We start from the raw sequence: 17,422 nt of genomic DNA, 5'->3' as shown, positions 1-17,422 counted from the left end.
GGAGTTTTCGGGCCGGGGTGCGGTTGGGGTGTGGGTTTCAAAGGCTTTTTACGGCCTTCGGTCATAGTTGTGCCGGTTCGGGGTTCGGGTCGGCGAGTATGCGACTTGGCTGCCGGTTTTCGCGTTCACAACCCCGCCCCACCTCAGGCCTCTTCAACTCCAGCAAGTCAGAACAAGGGCACAGGCACAGGCCAGATCAACAGCAAGATCAAGAACCACAAGCAAGATCAAAGTCAAGAGCTGTGATGAAGGGCCGGGCCTCCGGCGGGCCTCGGCAACCTCAGGGAAACTAGCGCGGTTCCCTCGGGTGGCCGGGTCAGGGCTCAGCGGCGGCGGTTTGTGGGGTGGTGCGGTCCGTTCCCCTCGGTCGCGTCGTCAGCCCGGGGGGTACAGCACCGGTGTCCGGGGGTAAAGTCCGCGCGCTGCGGTCGGGCCTGCAAGCTGCGGTTTTGATAGCGCGAACTTGACCCCCGGCCACCGGCACTGTAGGCGAAGCCCTGCCGACGCGACCGAGGGGAACGAACCGAAAACCAGCCGGAGAAATACAAAACGGGTGGTGCGGGTACCGGCGGCTCGGCGGATACGGCCGCCGGTCAAGGTGCTGGCTAACGCGCCGGTGCCGGTGTGCACATCCCTGGTTGGCGGGCGCCGGATCGGCTCGACTATCAAGATGGACACCGGCGGATAGCGGATTGACCTGGCCGCCAACGCCGATGCTGCGGGCAGCAAGGCCTGCCGGGATATCAGCAACTGGCGGTTGGTTGTTGTGGGCGCGTTGTCCCGCACCGCACCCGGGCATGTTCTCGACCAACTGACCCGCCGCCACACCCTCACCGGCAGCCGCATCGCCGACCCGCGTTGTCGGTCCCTGCGATTGCCATTCTTCCGGTCGGTTTTCGGTTCGTTCCCCTCGGTCGCGTCGGCAGGGCTTCGCCTACAGTGCCGGTGGCCGGGGGTCAAGTTCGCGCCGAACGAAACCTCAGCTCACACGCATGACCGCAGCGCGCGGACTTTACCCCCGGACACCGGTGCTGTACCCCCCGGGCTGACGACGCGACCGAGGGGAACGGACCGCACCACCCCACAAACCGCAGCCGCTGAGACTCACCCGGCCACCCTAGGGAACCGCGCTAGTTTCCCTGAGGTTGCCGAGGCCCGCCGGAGGCCCGGCCCTTCACCACAGCCCTTGACCTTGACCTTGCTGTTGACCTTGCTGTTGATCTTGCCCTTGCTCTGACTTGCTGGAGTTGAAGAGGCCTGAGGTGGGGCGGGGTTGTGAACGCGCGAACTGGCAGCCGAGTTACAGACCTGCCGCCCCGAACCCCGAACCGGCACAACCATGACCGAAGGCCGTAAAAATCGCCTTTCAAACCACAGACCAACCGCAACCCGGCCAGCAATCCAGCGAAACCGCCACACCGACAACCTCCGCCCAGGCCAAGTCATCACCAGGGCAACGTTGCCTGATACAGCGCTAGCGCCCACGTCAGCGCGGCGATCGCACCGGGCGATCGGAATGCGGCGATCCGCTACTGCCCGCGCAGGTCCTTGACGTTCTGAAGCTTGCCCTCGGAGCGCGCCAGCGTGTCGGGGTCCTCGATCCGCACCTCCACGCTGACTCCGACGCCTTCCTTCACGGCGCGCGTGATCGCCGCGGCCGCCGCGATTCGCGCCGCGGGGTCGGCGGCTGCCGCGCCGGGCCTGGCCTCGGCGCGCAGGGTCAGGTGGTCCATCCGGCCCCGGCGGCTCAGTTCGATCTGGAAGTGCGGGGCGACACCCTCGGTGCGCAGCACTATCTCTTCCAGCTGGCTGGGGAACACGTTCACCCCGCGCAGGATGATCATGTCGTCGCTGCGTCCGGTGACCTTCTCCATCCGGCGGAACGGGGCCCGCGCGGTGCCCGGCAGCAGCCGGGTCAGATCCCTGGTGCGGTAGCGGATGACCGGCAGCGCCTGCTTGGTGAGCGAGGTGAACAGCAGCTCGCCGCGATCGCCCGGGGCGAGCACCTCGCCGGTGGCCGGGTCTACGATCTCCGGGTAGAACTGGTCCTCCCAGATGTGCAGGCCGTCCTTGGACTCCACGCACTCGCAGGCCACGCCCGGGCCGATCACCTCGGACAGCCCGTAGATGTCCACGGCGTGGATGTCCGCGCGCTCCTCGATCTCCCGGCGCATCTGCTCGGTCCACGGCTCCGCGCCGAAGATCCCGATCCGCAGCGAGGTGTCGCGCGGATCAATGCCCTGCTTCTCGAACTCGTCGAGCAGGGTGAGCATGTAGGACGGGGTGACCATGATGATCTCGGGCTTGAAGTCGAGGATCAGCTGCACCTGGCGCGAGGTCATACCGCCGGAGGCGGGGATGACCGTGCAGCCCGCGCGCTCGGCCCCGTAGTGTGCGCCGAGCCCCCCGGTGAACAGTCCGTAGCCATAGGAGATGTGCACCTTGTGGCCCGGACGCCCGCCGGCGGCCCGGATACTGCGGGCCACCACGTCCGCCCACATCGACAGATCGTCCTCGGTGTAGCCGACCACCGTCGGGCGGCCGGTCGTCCCGCTGGAGGCGTGCACGCGCCGCACCTGGTCCATCGGCACGGCGAACATGCCGTAGGGGTAGGTGTCGCGCAGATCCGCCTTGGTGGTGAAGGGGAACCGCGCGAGGTCCGCCAGGCGCTTGCAGTCCTCGGGCCGCACCCCGGCGGCATCGAACTTGCGACGGTAGAGCTCCACGTTCGCATAGGCGTGGCGCAGCGTCGCCTGCAATCGCTGGAGCTGCGACGCGGCGAGCTCCGCCGCGCTCAGCCGCTCCCCCGCGTCGCGCAGGTCGTCCGGCAACGGCTCGCCCAACCGTGTTCCGGGCCCCGTTGCGAACCCCACGGACGCATTCGATTCGCTGCTCACCGAGCCGCCTCCTCAGAGTCTCCGCCGCCGCCGGAGCGCCTACCGAACGTTCGGTTAGGATCCGACAGAAACGAGAAAACCGTATCCGTTTCAGGCTGTCAAGAGGGGAGACGCTGAGAAGCCGTCGGTCCCAGTCAGTCTCAGCTGGTCTCGGTCGGTCTCAGTCAGTCTCAGTCGGTCTCAGTCGATCCGCTCATAGGCCGGCAAGGTCAGGAACTCGGCGAACTCCGCTCAACGCGACCTGCTCGAACAGCTCACACGCCGCCGCGAGCTGCGGCCCGGCCTCCTCGGCCAGCGCGGAACGGGTCTCGGCGAGCACGGCGAGCACCAGCTCCCGGGTGACGGTCTCCCCGGTGTCCAGGCGCGTGCCGTTGTGCACCCATTGCCAGAGCTGGGAGCGGGAGATCTCCGCGGTCGCGGCGTCCTCCATCAGGTTGTGGATGGCGGCGGCGCCGACCCCGGCGAGCCAGGAGGCAAGGTAGCGCACGCCCACGTCGACCGCCGCGCGCAGCCCGCGCATCGTCGCGGCACCCGGCGTCGACGCCACGTCCAGGAGTCCCGCGGCGGTCGTGCTCACGTCGTCACGCATACGGTCGAGCTGGTTGGGCTGGTCGCCGAGCACCCGGTCGAACTCCTCGCGGCAGACCGGGACGAGGTCGGGGTGGGCGACCCACGAGCCGTCGAAGCCGTCCCCGGCCTCACGCCGCTTGTCCGCACGCACCTTGGCCAGGGCCGTGGCGTTGACCTCGGGGTCGCGGCGGCTGGGGATGACCGCGGCCATGCCGCCGATGGCGAACGCTCCGTGGGCGTGACACGTGCGCACCAGCAGTTCGGTGTACGCACGCATGAACGGGACCGTCATCGCGACGCCGTCCCGGTCGGGCAGGACGAAGCCCTCGCCGGCGTCGCGGAAGCACTTGATCATGCTGAAGAGGTAGTCCCAGCGCCCGGCGTTCAGCCCGGAGGCGTGGTCGCGAAGCTCGTAGAGGATCTCGGACATCTCGAAGGCGGCCGGGACGGTCTCGATCAGTACGGTGGCGCGCACGCTGCCGTACGGCACGTCGAGGTAGCCCTGGGCCTCGGTGAAGACGTCGTTCCACAGGCGTGCCTCGAGGTGGCTCTCCATCTTCGGCAGGTAGAAGTAGGGCCCGCTCCCCCGGGCAAGCAACTCCTGCGCGTTGTGGAAGAAGTAGAGCCCGAAGTCGACCAGGGCGCCGACCGCCGCGCTCCCGTCGATCTGGACGTGGCGTTCGGGCAGGTGCCAGCCGCGCGGCCGCATCACGATCACCGCGGTGGGCACGTCCGGATCGAGGGCGTAGTGCTTGCCCTCCGGGGAGGTGTACGAGATCTGTCGACGGACCGCGTCATAGAGGTTGACCTGTCCGGAGACGACGTTGTGCCAGTGCGGGGTGTTGGCGTCCTCAAGGTCGGCGAGCCACACCTTCGCCCCGGAGTTCAGGGCATTGATGGCCATCTTGCGCTCCGTCGGCCCGGTGATCTCCACCCGCCGGTCCGTCAGGTCCGACGGCGCGGACGCCACCTGCCACGGGCTCTCGCGGATCTCCTTGGTCTCGGGCAGGAAGTCCAGGCTCCCGCCGGCGGCCAGCCGAGCCCGGCGTTCACCGCGCGCGGCCAGCAGTTCGTCTCTGCGCGCCGCAAAGCGCCGGTGCAGGTGGGCCAGGAAATCCAGGGCCTGCGGGGTCAGGATCTCCTCGCCTCGTTCCACCGGCTTGCCCGTCACCGCGATCTCCGACATGGGATACGTCCTTTCAGTGTGCGCAGAAAAGCAGTGTGCGAAGAAGAGCCGGTCCGGCGTCTCGACCAGGATCCGGTGCCGGTCCTCGGCATCGGGTGCCCAGTCGGCCAGCAGGTCGAGCAGCTCGCCGGTGTCCCGCTGACCGTCGGGCAGGTGCGGCCAGTCCGACCCCCACACCAGCCGGTCGGACCGGGCGCCGACCAGGGCGCGGCCGAGCGGCCCGGTCGCCGACAGCGGCTGGCCCGGCGCGACGCGGTAGGGCCCGGACAGCTTGATGTGCCCGTACCCGTGGTGCAGGACTTCGATCAAGCCTTGGAAAGGCCCCGCGGTGAACCCGTCCGACGCCTTCATGTACCCCATGTGGTCGATGACGAACACGTCCTCGAACTCGGTCAGGAACGGCGGCAGATCGCGGACGACGGTTCCGGGTGTGTAGAACGGTGTGCACGGCAGCGACATCACAGCCAGCCCGGCCCAGCTCGACGCGCCACCGTCCGCGGTCCGCCACGGCTTCGTCCTGGCCTTCAATGACTCGCTGTACGTCGTCTTCCTGATCGGGGTGCCGATCTCGCTGATCGCGTTCGCGCTCGCCTGGTTCCTCAAAGAACTGCCGCTACGCGAGCAGGCCTACGTCGGCGAGGACACACTCGGGGATGAACCGACAGGCGCCTTGAGCCGTTTTGAGGGGAAAGACGCTTCACCACCCGATGATTTGTCAGCCGGTGGTTTGTCAACCGATGGTTTGTCAGCATCGCATCAGGCGAAGCGGTAATCCCCTCGGAAGAAGTTCCTCATGAACCGTCTCATCATCGCTTCAGCAGGCCTGCTCGGCGCCGCGGCTCTAGTAGCCGGATGCAGCAGTTCCGGCAGCTCAAGCAGCAAGGCATCCACCACGCCTTCAACATCCAGTAGCGCTCCCGCGGCCTCGTCCGCATTGCACACACAGAATTCGCAGTTCGGCCAGATCCTCGTCAACAGCTCCGGCCGGACTTTGTACCTGCTGACGGCCGACAAGGGCAATACGTCGACCTGCTACAACGCCTGTGCGGCGATATGGGCTCCGGACCTCACGACCGGGACGCCCACCAGCAGCGGCGTCACCGCCTCCATGGTCGGCACAACGGCCAGGACCGACAACACCACCCAGGTCACCTACAACGGGCACCCGCTGTACACCTACGCCGGCGACACCAACTCCACTGACGTGACCGGCGAGGGCGTCGCGACCTTCGGCGGGACCTGGTACGTGGTCGGCACGAACGGCAACGCCATTGTCAGTAGCGCGTCCACCATGCCGTCCACTCCCGCGCCGAGCAGTTCCGGTGGCGGCGGCGGTTACTGAACCGCAGCGCTTGTGGGCCGGTCGCCCACGAGAGCGATCGCGCGCGCCTCGGGAACTCCCAGCATCAGCAGGCTGGTGATCGTCGCGGCCCGAGCGCCGCGCGTCCCGTTCGACGCCTCGCTGTCCGCGATGGCGAACACGAGGCCATAGGCAAGCTGGCTCAGAATGCCCGCCGGCAGGTGCTGCGCGAACACGTCACCGCCCTGGCCCCGTTCCACGAGATCGGCGAGGAGCTCATCGACCGGCCCGAGCAGGCCGTGGATCGCCTCGCCGTACTCGCCACGGCGCAGCGCCAACAGCACTCGGTACCGGTGCGCCACCGGCCAGACGCGGGCGATGAACTCGACCCATGTCGCGTCCGCCTCCGCGCCGGAGGCGTTGATCTCGGTGAGCACGGCCGTCATCTCGGTGACGGCCCGTTCCGTGAGCGTCCGGACCAGGTCCAGGCGCGAGGGGAAATGGCCGTAGACAGTGCGGCGGACGACGCCGGCGGCGGAGGCGATGTCGCCCATTCCCGCGTCGGGGTTCTCCCCCAGCACATCGAGGGCGACGTCGAGGATGCGATCGCGGGTCTCGTTCATCGAGCGCGCACGGGAGGACTCGGTGGGCACGCCACCATTGTTGCACACCGGTGTGCAGTGAAGTAGATTGCACACCAGTGTGCAACGAAGTGTTGCGCTGTGCTTTGCCGCTCAAAAAGAGACGCTCAAAAAGAGACGCTCAAAAAGAGACAAGAAGAGAGAAGTAGGCAATGACCGCACCGACACTGCCGGCCTCGACCCTCGTCCGCCCGTTCACCGTCTCGATCCCGGATTCGGAGCTCGCCGACCTCAAGCAGCGACTGGCCAGAACCCGATGGCCGGACCCGGAAACCGTGGGCGACTGGTCGCAAGGGGTCCGCGTGGAGAACGCCAGATCTCTGGTCGACCACTGGGCACACGGCTACGACTGGCGGCGCTTGGAGTCCGAGCTCAATCGCTTCCCCCAGTTCCTGACCGAGATCGACGGGCTGGACATCCACTTCATCCACGTCAGGTCCAAGAATCCCCACGCGATGCCGCTGATCCTCACGCACGGATGGCCGGGCTCGATCGTGGAGTTCCTGAAGCTGATCGGCCCGCTGACCGATCCGGTTTCGTTCGGAGGAGACGCCGCCGATTCCTTCGACGTCGTCGTCCCGTCGCTGCCCGGGTTCGGCTTCTCCCAGAAGCCCACTCAGACCGGGTGGACCGTGTCGCGCATCGCAAGTGCGTGGGCGGAGCTGATGAAGCGTCTCGGCTATCCGCGATGGGCCGCGCAGGGCGGCGATTGGGGTGCCGTCGTCACGACCGCCCTCGGGGCCATGCGGCCTGAGGGGCTTGCCGGCATTCATCTCAACACCCAGTACGCCTTTCCCGCACAGATACCCGACGCCTTGTCGCCCGAGCAGCGCTACGCCGTGGAGACCCTCGCGCTCTACACCGGTGATCTCGGCGGGTCGAACCACCTTCAGCGCACGAAACCGGAGACCGTCGGATTCGCCCTGGCGGACTCTCCCGCCGGCCAGGCAGCCTGGATCTACGAGAAGTTCCAGTCCAAGACCGACAACCGCGGGCTCGCCGAGGACGCCCTCAGCCTGGACGACATGCTCGACGCGATCTCCCTGTACTGGTTCACCAACAGCGCGGCCTCGTCCGGCCGCATCTACTGGGAGAACAACTCGGCCACTCTCGCCGGCCCGAAGCTGACGCTCCCGGTCGCGGTGACCGTCTTCCCGAAGGACATCCCGCTCCTGCCACGAAGCTGGATCGAAGACACCTACAGCAACCTGATCCACTACGGCGAGGCCGCCAAGGGCGGGCACTTCGCGGCGTTGGAACAGCCCGAGATCCTGGTCAGCGAAATCCGCACCGGCCTGCGCGCCCTTCGGTCCTGACGCCAGCGCGTAACACGTAACACGTAACACGTAACGCATAACGCGCGACGCGCGACGCGCGACCGACGTCAAGTCACCCGGCCGGGACGACCAGGTCGATCCCCGGCGGGATCGACACCTCGAAGTGGTCGATCGAGGCCGCCGGCAGCGCCACGGCGCCGGGGACCGTCACGGTGCCGCCGCGCGGCCCGGACGACCAGTTCGCCGCGACTTCTCCGTGTCCGTCCTTGCCGACCGCGGTCAGCGTGCAGGTGTAGTCGGCCGGGACGTTGCTCATCGTCACCTTCAGCTGAGTGCCCCACGCTTCGGGGTGGAACTGGATCGATGCGGTCAGGCCGTATTGGCCGGTGGCGGCGACGGTGCGGGTACCCGACGGTGTGCCGGAATGACCGCCGACCAGGAGCGCACCACCAACACCGGCGGTGCCGGCCAGTAGCGCCCCGGCCGCAGCCAGGCCGAGGCGGCGGCGCCAGGGAGTCGGCGCCTCGCGAGACTGCCGAGCCGCGGGGCTGGGTAATGGAGCGGGGGCCGGCCGCGGGCCAGGCACTGCCGCCGCGACCTCGCGATCCAGCACCGTCCGCACCTGGAGCAGTTCGCCGTACTCCGCACGGCACCGGGCACAGCCGGTCAGGTGCTCGCGCACCTGTCGCGACTCGGCCTCGGCCAAGACGCCGAGCACATACGCGCCGAGCGAGAGGCGCAGCTCGTCGTGAGCGTGGCGCTCTTGCCGCCACTTGTCGGCCGCCCGCCCGTCGCGTGCGTTCACGGCCCGATCGCCTCCCAACCACTCCACTATGGAAACGGTTGGAGGCGCCTTCCGGTTCGATCTCCGGCTCAGCCCACGATCAGCGCGAAATCAACCGATGGTCACCTGGATCGAGTGGTAGCCGGTCGCCCCGTCGGGGAGCGTGTCCTGGATCACCGGCGTCTGCAGGGTCCCGGTCCCGTCGGTGCAGCGCACGGTCAAGGTGTGCTGGCCCGCCGTCGCGTGCCACGCGTAAGACCACTGCCGCCAGGTGTCCGGCGTGTCGGACGCCGCCAGCTCCGCGGTCACCCACGGGCCCTTGTCCACCTGCACCTCGACCCCGGCGACGCCGCGGTGGGTGGCCCAGGCGACGCCGGCGACCACGACGGTCCCGGCTTGCAGCGACGCCCCCGTGCCCGGGACGTCGATCCGCGAGGCGGTCTTCACCGGTGCCTGCTGCGCCCAGCCCTCCCCCACCCAGAATCCGGCGTCCTTGGCGAAGGTGGTGAGTTCGAGGTCGACGACCCACTTGGTCGCCGAGACGTATCCGTACAGGCCCGGCACCAGCATCCGGCACGGGAAGCCGTGCTCGACCGGCAGCGTCTGGCCGTTCATCGCCACCGCCAACATCGCCTGGCGGCCGTCGAGCACCGCCTCCACCGGGGTGCCGATGGTCATGCCGTCGAAGGACGTGGACAGGATCTGGTCGGCCCCGGCCCGGACGCCGGCCTGGCGCAGCAACGGCGCCAGCGGCGCTCCCAGCCAGCGGGCGTTCCCGCAATAGGGACCGCCGATCGTATTCGACACACAGGTCAGGGTGAGGTCGTGCTCCTCCAGCGGCATCCTGAGCAGGTCCGCGAAGCTCACCTCGAACGGCCGGTCCACCAGGCCGTGGATGCGCAGCATCCACTTGCGCGGGTCGACCTGCGGGACCGTCAGCGCCGTGTCGACCCGGTAGAACTGAGCGTTCGGGGTGAAGAAGGGTTCAAGGTCGGGAACGTTCGGGTGCACCGACGCGGGCAGCGCGGGCAGCGGCTCGCTCGCCTCGGGCAGGACGACAGCGGCGCGCGCCGGGGCGACGTTGTAGCGGGAATCGAGCCAGGCCCGGCTGCCGAAGCCGCCGACCAGCGCGCCCGCCCCGGTTCCGAGCAACGTCAGCAGGAAGCGGCGGCGGTCGCCGGGCTCGCGGTCGCCGGGCTCGCCCGCGCCAGCCGTGCCGGCCGCGCCGAAGACGCTCTCCCGCTGACTCCAGACGGTGAGCGAACGCAGCACCACGACAGTGGCCACACCGGCCAGCAGCGCGGGGAACCACCCGCCGAAACCGACGACCGGCCGGGTGAGCGCCGCGATCAGGCCGAACAGCCCGAAAGCGGCCGCCAGCCCGGTCGCCGCCGCCAGATGCCGGCGGGCCAGCACCCCGGCGAGTACGGAGACCACGGCGATCGTGACGTAGACACCGGTGAGCAGTGCCGTCTTGTCGTGCGACCCGAAATTGCGGATCGCTACTTCTTTGAGCCACGCCGGGGTCAGATCGATAGCCCACTGCCCGACCGCGACGACCGGCGCGTTCGGGGCGCTGGCCCCGAGCTCCACGGACACCGCCGCACCGAGTTCGCCCACTGCGACACCCACAGCCGCGGCGAGCAGCCCGATGAACCCGCCCACCAGCCACGCCGCACGGCGGGCCTCGGCCTGTGGCTCCTTCGGCGCTTCCATCGTCTACCGCGGTCCGCGGCTACGCAGCCGCCAGGCCCACCCGACCAGGCCCAGCCCGATGAGGATCACCACCACTCCCAGCCCGGTGTACTGCGAATGGCCGGTCATCGCCGACCCGTGCATCGCACCGGAGCCCTGAGCGGTCCACACGCCTCCGATCACGATCAGGACGATGCCGACAATGCCGCGAATCCACATCAGGTGCTCCGTCTACGAGGAAGTGAAACCTGGTCAGGGCTTTGCCGTGGCCAGGGCTTTCGCGTGCCGGCAGGTCCGGAGACGGTCACCGTGTCCGACGCCTGCCGACGGTGACACGTTCCAGACGGACGCCCGGTTCACCCGCCGCGTCGTCTTGCGGAGCATGACAGGTTCCCCGAGCGATTCAAGGCTCGGCTAAGCTCCCTTTTAAGCAGTCGCTCAAAAGAGAGATCGGCCAGGGGGAATGCATGAACACAGCAGGCGATGCGCCATCCACCGGAACCTCGCCACGCGATCCCCACCCCCCGACAGACGTCCATACGCAGCGCGACGCCGATGGGAGCGGCCATCGGCACGGCCACGACGAGCGCCACGCGGGGTGCCAGGCGTGCTGGTGGCGGCCAGGAGCGGTGGCCGGAACCCGGCTCGAGATCTTCGGGCGCGGCATCGTGTACGGCACCGTTGCCGGAGCGGCGCTCGGCGCCCTCGTCGGCTCCCCGATTCTGGTCATCGGCACCGTGATCGGCGCGATCGTCGGGGCCGGGGTCGGCATGGCGGCCGGCATTGTCGGCGGCCTGCTTCTGGCTTGCGCGCGTCCGCTTCTGCGCACTACGGCTGCGACGCGGCTGGTAGGGGCGTCGGCGATGCCGCTGCTGATCCTGGTGGCCGCCGTGTTCGCGGACTCGGATGACGTGAAATTCAGCGCCTTGATAGCGCTGCCGCTTGCCTTGATCGGTACGGAGATCGGGATCCTCGTGGCTCCGCGCGCCGTCTATGGCAGGACCACGCGCTGCGCTGCCTGCCGACGTCCGCTCGTCTGGCAGGCGGTTTACGACAGTCGCGCCGCACGGCGTGCGGGCCGATGACAGACGTCGCGGTAGCGTCCACGATCCGTCTGGGCTGTGGTAGCTACGCGCCAGCCCAGCCGTCCGTGTTGGAGCCCGTCTCATAGTCGTAGCGCGTGCTGTACTCCCACTCCTGCCCGGTCAGCTCCCGGTAAGCCTCATCGGGCACATAGAGCAGGTCCTCGGCCCACACCAGACCGTTCACGTACGGGGCGATCAGCGCTGGGTCCGCGAGCACGCCCTCGTAGACGGCACGGCCGTCGGCGACGACAGCACAGCGCGTGTAGAGAAAAGCGTCAGCGGACAGGTCCCTCCCGAATTCCCTTCGATCCAGCCGGTACAACGCCCACGCCAGTTGCTCGGCGAAGCCGCGGATCGTGGACACTGGTCCGACGGCGAGAGCTTCCGTCAGGGCTTCCGCGAGCTGGTCTCCATGGTCTGCATGGTCCGCATCGGGGTCGGATGGGCTGCACTGCTCGATGAGCTGCCAGAAGCTGTCTTCATCCACGACCATCATAATGCCGGACACCACAGACACCACAGACACCACAGACACCGCCGCACCGCCGCACCGCCGCGCCGCCGCGCCGCCGCAAGAAGCAGCTATCTGACCGGAGTGTGCTCAGTCCGGCAGCCGTGCGTCCTGACGCTTGAGTTCGGCGCGGACCGCGGCGGTCTCGGCGTCGAGGCCGAGGGCGGTGAGCGCCGCGGCCACGCCGGCGGCCTGCCCGGTCGCGAAAGCGGTGCCCATCACCCGCAACGAGGCGCCCGCGCCGCGATCGCCGTCCACGGTGCGGCCGGCGGCGAACAGGTTCGGGGTGTCGCGGCTGCGCAGCACGTCCAGCGGGATGCCGTAGTAGCCGGGCTCAGCGAGGTACGTCCATTCCAGCGGCAGCCCGGGGCCGGGGTGGGTCTCGATCGGCCACGCGCCGATCGCCACGGCGTCGGTCACCGGCCCGGGGTGCAGCACCTGCTTCTCGGTCAGCTGGGTGCGTCCGATCAGATGGCGCGACTCGCGCGTGCCCAGCTCCGGTCCGGTGCTCACGATGTAGGCCGAGGCGCCGCCGGGCAGGGTCCTGATGACCTGGAGGCAGGCTTGGGCTTGGACGCGGCCGCCGCGCTCGGCGCGGCTGGTGTCCGCGGCACTGCGCGCGTCGTATTCCTCATCGGCGACGTAGGTGATCAGGTCGCCGGACACCGGCATCCGCGTGATCAGCCCGGTGGTCCCGCTCAGGCCGGGCATCCCGGCGTCCTTGGCCGCACGCAGCGCGGCGGACACCGTCTCCCGGGTGATCGGCGCGTCAGCCGGCACGCCGCCGAACCTGACGCTCAAAGTGCCGTTGAGCACCTTGCCGTCGTTGCCGTAGCGCACCTGCGCACCGCCCAAGTGGGCGAGGTCGGCCTCACCGGTGGCGTCGACGAACGTCTCGGCGGTGTACTCGTGCACGCCGGAGTGGTCGGTGACCTGCACGGCGGTGATCTGCTCACCGCTGCGGACGGCACCGTAGATGGTGGTGTGGAGCAGCACCTCCACGCCGGCCCGCTCGCAGAGTTCGTCCGCGACGCGCTTGACCGCCTCGGGGTCGAACACCACCGCCACCGCCTTGAACTTGCGCGGCTCGGTGACGGCGCCGAGCTCGCGTAGCCCGACCAGCATCTCCTCGGCGACCCCAAACACCACCTGCTCGAGATCGAGGGTGTACAAGCCGCAATACGTCACCACGCCGCGAAGCGTCGACGCCCCGCCCAGGCAGGCGCCGCGCTCGATCAGCAGCACCCGGGCACCGGCCCGCCGGGCACCGATCGCGGCCGCGATGCCCGCCGATCCACCGCCCGCAACGATGACGTCGTAATGCTCGACCACTGATCATCCCTCCGGTGGATCGGTTCCCTGAGTCGGGGCTCTGCCCGCCAGGCATCAGGCGCGGAGCAGCCGGCGAGCCATGGCGCGCCGCGACCATGCCACGATGGACCGAGAAACCGCATCACCCGTGCTCGCGCGTCCAGTAGACCGGCCTTCGCAGCACACTGTCCAATGCCGATCAATCAGGGTAGGTATGCCTCCAGGGCATATCCTGGAGCGGGGAGCCCGGTGGAACTGCGTCATCTCAGGTACTTCGCGGCCGTCGTCTCCGAGGGCTCCCTCTCCCGAGCCGCCGACCGGCTCCACATCACCCAGCCCTCACTCAGCAGGCAGATCCGGCAGCTCGAACGGGAAGTCGGCGCCAAGCTGCTGGACCGCAGCGCGAGCGGGACGAAGGTCACCGACGCCGGAGCCGCCCTGCACCACCACGCGCTGGTGTTGCTGCGGCTCGCCGACGCCACCACCGGCATGGTGCGCAGCGCGATCAACCCGGCCAGTGAGGCGGTGCACATGGGGATCCCGCAAGGGATCGCAGACGGGTGGCTGCTCCGCCTGCTGGCCGTCCTGGAAACCCAAGTCCCCCGCGCAACAGTGGCCTTCACCGAGACCAGCAGCGCGGACCAGCTGACCATGCTCCGCGAAGGCCGCCTCGACCTCGGCATCGTCCGAGAACACCCCACAGCCGAGCTGAACGGCGGGCACCTGTTCGACACCCCCTTGGGCATCGCCCTGCGCCCCGGCCACCACCTGGCCGACCAGCCGGCCTGCCGACTCGGCGACCTCGACGCCCTGCGCGTCCTGGCCCACGGCAGAGGCCAGGTCCCCGTCGTCGGCGACCGCCTGGTCATCGCCGCCCACGACGCCGGCGCCGTCCCGCACTGGCACTTCGCCCAGTTCTCCGAACACGCCTTAGCCTGCGCGGAGGCCGCGAAAGCAGACGCGGTCCTGCTCATCGAACACTCCGCACGCCGCCTGCTGCCGCAATGGCCCTGGCGGCCGCTGACCGAACCAGAGGTCCCGCTGTTCACCTGGCTCGCCTGGCCGACCGAGACGCGTGTGGTGGTCCGCGACGTCGCACAGGTCGTCATCGACTACAGCCGCGAAGAGGGCTCCCACTGAACGGACCGCCCAGCAGCGGTCGAAGCCGCGGTTGACGATCAGGGCTCGGAGTTTGGAGACTGCTCGCGGTCCAGCCAGAACGCGACCAAGGGCACCCCGGGGCGGTCCGCTTCGAACATCAGCGTGACCTCGCTGCCCTCGACCACCAGATCGCGTCGATACTCCCGCAGATACCCGGCGACTTCGCTCTCCCGCACCGCCAACCCTTTGCCCGCGAGCCGCCCCCGGACGTCGGCCATCCCCGGCAGCGGATCGGCGAGGAACCACGGATCGACCGTGACGTGGTCCTCCTCGGCGGACTCGTCACCGAATCCGCCGAGATTGTCGCAGAAGACTGACGACAGCTTCCCGTCCACGAAGATCAGGTCCAGCCGGCCGTACGACCAGAGGTCCGATTCGGTGCCGTCACCGGTCAACGCCCAGTCCAGCGGCTCGGGAACCCGGCTGCGGACCAGCTCCTTCGGCTGGCCGATCCGGAGGTCTTCGAACGAACCGGAGCGAAGAAAGTCGTACAGGCTGAAGACGAGCGGCTCGGCGCGCCATCCATCGGCGGGCGGAACCGGGCGACCGTCGGGCATGGGGCCACCATATCCAGCGCCGGGTCATCCATGCCGTGTATGGCCGATGCTAGACATCGGCCATACACGGCAGCGTCCAGGAGTTCCCAGCAAACCTGCGTCGGCCCCGTCGGACCCCCCGCGATCCGACGCGGCCGAGCGGTCAGGTCACCGCCAGTAGCTGCGGTCCGGGGACTTCTCCAGCGTCACGACATGGCCGTACCCGTTGTCCTCGAGGCCGTAGTCCAGGTTGCCCTCGGTCCGGATGAGGGTGTCGCCGGAGCCGAAGGTGAAGCGCTGGGCGATGGTGCCGTTGCAGGTGTGGATCCACAGATCCTGGTTTGCCGCGTAGCGGCCGTTGGGCACGTCCATGCACAACGACAGGTCATAGGACGGGTGGAAATACCAACCGCCTTCGGACGCCGGCTCCATGCACCAGTACTCGTTGCTGGCACTCGGCGAGGAGTACCAGGTGATCACCCACGAGGTGTTGCCTCCGCCGCCGTCGACGTTCAGGTATCCGGCCGGCGAGCTGTCGTTCAAGCCCATGGACTGGAAGGTCCACTTGTGCAGGCACTGGTTGGCTGCCGCCGCCGGGCGGGCCGTGGCCGCCTGCGCCGATCCCGCCGTAGCGCAGAAACCGAGGGCGGTGGCTGCCGCGAAGGTAGCGGCGGCGATGCGATTGAGCTTGTGCATATGGATGTCCCTTCATTCGGTGACCCGCTCGCGATGGACAGAGCGGGAGGCAGTGCAGTCGCGTCATCAACAGCCGGTCAGGGCCCGGATATAGGACCTGGGCCCGGGCGTTGAGGCGATACGGCCAGCCTTGTGGGCCAGGCGGCGCGCTGACTACAGTTCGTGTCCGGATGGGGATTTTTGGTGACGTCTCCAAGCGCTGGCCTGCGCTTTGGGAGACGGTCGGGAACGGGGTGAACGCTTCATTGGGGAGAGGCTTGTGTGGGGGAAGCTGCCCGAGGACCTCGGCGAGGAACAACGTGCTTTGGTGGAGGCGTTGCGCGGGGCCAAGGACGAGTCGGGGCTGAGCTTGCAACAGCTTGGCCGGCAGACGCACTACAGCAGTTCGTCGTGGGAGCGCTGGCTCAACGGCAAGCGTCCGGTGCCGGTGCAGGCGGTCGCCAAGCTCGTCCAGACCGGAATCGGATCGGACGGGCTTGTCGAGTTGGCGCGTCGGGCGCGCCAGCCTTCTTCCGCCGGCCCGAGTGAGACGGCGGACACCGAAACCCAGGACGGGGACGGTGCAGACCCCGACCCAGCAGCGGCCGACGACACCCGGCCGTTGAACCCGGGCCCCCTCGCCGACCGCCGACCAGCGCGGCGGCGCGCCCTGCGGCTGGCTTCGCGGACTTCGGTGACGGCCGCGGGGCTCAGCATGGTCCTGATGGCCCTCCTGGTGCCCGTACTGGGCGGCGACAGCCCGGCCGTATCGGTCGGGCTGGTCAAAACGGGCCCGGCTCTGAACGCCGAGGTCGCTCCCCGATGTCGAGGACAGCTGTGTGCCGGGGCGGATCCTCAGATCGCGAACTGCGGATACGACGCCCGGACAGTGACTACTCGCACGCTGCTCGGCGACACGGGACCGTTGCTGAACGTGCAGCTTCGGTACAGCCCGGCCTGCCAGGCGGCGTGGGCGAAGGTCGCCGACGGGCGGCCGGGCGACACCGTCTCGGTCCAAACCGCCGCCGGCCAGCAGCAATCCTCGATGATCCACTACGGCATCGACGGCTACACACCCATGATCGACGTCACAGCCTCGGCGAGCGTCACAGCGTGCGCGACTGACGCCGGGGCCCGGGTGTGCACCGTGGCGCAGACCCTGCCCCCGACCGGTCCTCTCCCGGCCCAGGGAGCGACGACCGCGATCCAGGGCAGCTCGCCTGCCTACATCCGCCCCGGCGACGTCGGCACGGGAGTGCGCTGCATCCAGCAGGCCCTCAACTACTGGGACCACGCCGGACTCCCCGTCGACGGCGTCAACGGCGACACCACCATCGGCGCCATCGAGCGCTTCCAGCGTGAGCAGAACCTCTCCGTCGACGGCGTTGTCGGCCCCGACACCGCAGGACCCATCTACACCATCGACAACACCTACCTCCACTTGGGCGGTACCTGCCGCGATGCGTTGCCCACCCCGGCAGCCCCCAAGCAGCCGACTGGGAGCCCCACGGCGCCGGCATCACCCTGAGGCGCGTGCTCCCTGCTGTACCCGCCACCCGCAGGATACGGCGCACCACGCAAGGTCGGAAAAGATGACGACGGTCTGCTTCCCCATGCCCGAGCCGACCGACTGGTGCCGTGTCGGGCAACGTTTGCCTGGGAGTTCGCGCTTTGCTCGGGAGTTCGTGGCGTGGTTCGTGGCGTGGTTCGCGATGTGGTTCTCGATGTGGTTCGCGATGTGCCGGTCGACGGGCGGGATTCGTTGGCGGGTGGAGTTTGGTGGGGGCTGGAGT

16 protein-coding genes and 2 pseudogenes are annotated in these 17,422 nt (G+C 68.8%); 7 read left to right on the top strand and 11 right to left on the bottom strand.

Features of this window, described 5'->3' with window-relative positions; translation table 11 throughout:
* Nucleotides 1–1,529: 1,529 nt before the first annotated feature.
* The 3 genes and pseudogenes from paaK to KGQ19_RS53000 form a co-directional block, all read right to left on the bottom strand.
* The gene (gene paaK, locus KGQ19_RS30015; RefSeq protein ID WP_307856556.1) at nt 1,530–2,897 is read right to left on the bottom strand and encodes a phenylacetate--CoA ligase PaaK; all 1,368 of its coding nucleotides are present in this window, start codon (nt 2,895–2,897) and stop codon (nt 1,530–1,532) included.
* A 180-nt stretch (nt 2,898–3,077) separates the two neighbouring features.
* A pseudogene (gene aceB / locus KGQ19_RS30010) lies at nt 3,078–4,653 on the bottom strand (malate synthase A).
* Nucleotides 4,654–4,704: 51 nt separating this feature from the next.
* Nucleotides 4,705–5,112, bottom strand: a pseudogene (locus KGQ19_RS53000) (amidohydrolase family protein); the annotation flags it as partial.
* Here KGQ19_RS53000 and KGQ19_RS30005 point away from each other — a divergent pair.
* Both KGQ19_RS30005 and KGQ19_RS30000 read left to right on the top strand, forming a co-directional pair.
* Nucleotides 5,096–5,425 (top strand): hypothetical protein, encoded by a 330-nt coding sequence (locus KGQ19_RS30005; RefSeq protein ID WP_212015142.1) that lies wholly within the window; start codon nt 5,096–5,098, stop codon nt 5,423–5,425. The pseudogene KGQ19_RS53000 and the gene KGQ19_RS30005 overlap by 17 nt on opposite strands.
* Before the next feature lie 21 nt (nt 5,426–5,446).
* On the top strand, nt 5,447–5,995 hold the full coding sequence (locus KGQ19_RS30000; protein ID WP_212015140.1) for a COG4315 family predicted lipoprotein: 549 nt from the start codon (nt 5,447–5,449) through the stop codon (nt 5,993–5,995).
* Here KGQ19_RS30000 and KGQ19_RS29995 read toward each other — a convergent pair.
* Nucleotides 5,989–6,606, bottom strand: a complete 618-nt coding sequence (locus KGQ19_RS29995) for a TetR/AcrR family transcriptional regulator (RefSeq protein ID WP_212015138.1) — start codon at nt 6,604–6,606, stop codon at nt 5,989–5,991. The two genes, KGQ19_RS30000 and KGQ19_RS29995, sit on opposite strands and share 7 nt — an antisense overlap.
* A 140-nt stretch (nt 6,607–6,746) precedes the next feature.
* On the opposite strand from KGQ19_RS29995, the gene KGQ19_RS29990 reads away from it, so the two are divergent.
* A complete protein-coding gene (locus KGQ19_RS29990) occupies nt 6,747–7,910 on the top strand; it encodes an epoxide hydrolase family protein (RefSeq protein WP_212015137.1) in 1,164 nt (387 codons plus the stop codon).
* Nucleotides 7,911–7,983: 73 nt separating this feature from the next.
* Here the strand turns inward: KGQ19_RS29990 and KGQ19_RS29985 are convergent, their stop codons facing one another.
* From KGQ19_RS29985 to KGQ19_RS29975, 3 genes are all read right to left on the bottom strand, one after another.
* The gene (locus KGQ19_RS29985; protein ID WP_212015135.1) at nt 7,984–8,676 is read right to left on the bottom strand and encodes a zf-HC2 domain-containing protein; all 693 of its coding nucleotides are present in this window, start codon (nt 8,674–8,676) and stop codon (nt 7,984–7,986) included.
* A 90-nt stretch (nt 8,677–8,766) separates the two neighbouring features.
* Nucleotides 8,767–10,371, bottom strand: coding sequence for a molybdopterin-dependent oxidoreductase (locus tag KGQ19_RS29980; protein WP_212015133.1), 1,605 nt, complete (start codon nt 10,369–10,371; stop codon nt 8,767–8,769).
* Nucleotides 10,372–10,374: 3 nt separating this feature from the next.
* Nucleotides 10,375–10,569, bottom strand: coding sequence for a hypothetical protein (locus tag KGQ19_RS29975; RefSeq protein WP_212015131.1), 195 nt, complete (start codon nt 10,567–10,569; stop codon nt 10,375–10,377).
* Between the two features lie 410 nt (nt 10,570–10,979).
* On the opposite strand from KGQ19_RS29975, the gene KGQ19_RS29970 reads away from it, so the two are divergent.
* Nucleotides 10,980–11,435 carry a hypothetical protein gene (locus KGQ19_RS29970; RefSeq protein WP_212015129.1) on the top strand — a complete coding sequence of 152 codons (456 nt, stop codon included), beginning with the start codon at nt 10,980–10,982 and terminating at the stop codon, nt 11,433–11,435.
* Between the two features lie 43 nt (nt 11,436–11,478).
* Here KGQ19_RS29970 and KGQ19_RS29965 read toward each other — a convergent pair whose 3' ends face one another.
* Nucleotides 11,479–11,928, bottom strand: a complete 450-nt coding sequence (locus KGQ19_RS29965; protein ID WP_230419671.1) for a DUF4240 domain-containing protein — start codon at nt 11,926–11,928, stop codon at nt 11,479–11,481.
* A 108-nt stretch (nt 11,929–12,036) separates the two neighbouring features.
* Nucleotides 12,037–13,278 (bottom strand): FAD-dependent oxidoreductase, encoded by a 1,242-nt coding sequence (locus KGQ19_RS29960; RefSeq protein WP_212015125.1) that lies wholly within the window; start codon nt 13,276–13,278, stop codon nt 12,037–12,039.
* Nucleotides 13,279–13,506: 228 nt separating this feature from the next.
* On the opposite strand from KGQ19_RS29960, the gene KGQ19_RS29955 reads away from it, so the two are divergent.
* Complete coding sequence (locus tag KGQ19_RS29955) at nt 13,507–14,397, top strand: LysR family transcriptional regulator (protein WP_212015123.1); 891 nt, start codon at nt 13,507–13,509, stop codon at nt 14,395–14,397.
* A gap of 38 nt (nt 14,398–14,435) precedes the next feature.
* Here KGQ19_RS29955 and KGQ19_RS29950 read toward each other — a convergent pair whose 3' ends face one another.
* Together KGQ19_RS29950 and KGQ19_RS29945 are read right to left on the bottom strand one after the other, a co-directional pair.
* Nucleotides 14,436–14,975: a hypothetical protein gene (locus KGQ19_RS29950; protein WP_212015114.1), complete on the bottom strand. Its 540-nt coding sequence runs from the start codon at nt 14,973–14,975 to the stop codon at nt 14,436–14,438.
* Between the two features lie 147 nt (nt 14,976–15,122).
* Nucleotides 15,123–15,650, bottom strand: coding sequence for an RICIN domain-containing protein (locus KGQ19_RS29945; RefSeq protein ID WP_212015113.1), 528 nt, complete (start codon nt 15,648–15,650; stop codon nt 15,123–15,125).
* Between the two features lie 259 nt (nt 15,651–15,909).
* Between KGQ19_RS29945 and KGQ19_RS29940 the strand changes: the two genes are divergently transcribed.
* Nucleotides 15,910–17,157: a DUF2690 domain-containing protein gene (locus KGQ19_RS29940; protein WP_212015111.1), complete on the top strand. Its 1,248-nt coding sequence runs from the start codon at nt 15,910–15,912 to the stop codon at nt 17,155–17,157.
* Between the two features lie 64 nt (nt 17,158–17,221).
* A partial coding sequence (locus tag KGQ19_RS29935; RefSeq protein ID WP_212015109.1) for a hypothetical protein occupies nt 17,222–17,422 on the top strand: 201 nt, incomplete at its 3' end.

Source organism: Catenulispora pinistramenti (assembly GCF_018274385.1).
GTDB lineage: Bacteria > Actinomycetota > Actinomycetes > Streptomycetales > Catenulisporaceae > Catenulispora > Catenulispora pinistramenti.
The sequence above is the reverse complement of the archived record's forward strand: the minus strand, read 5'-3'. Positions and strand labels throughout refer to the sequence as shown.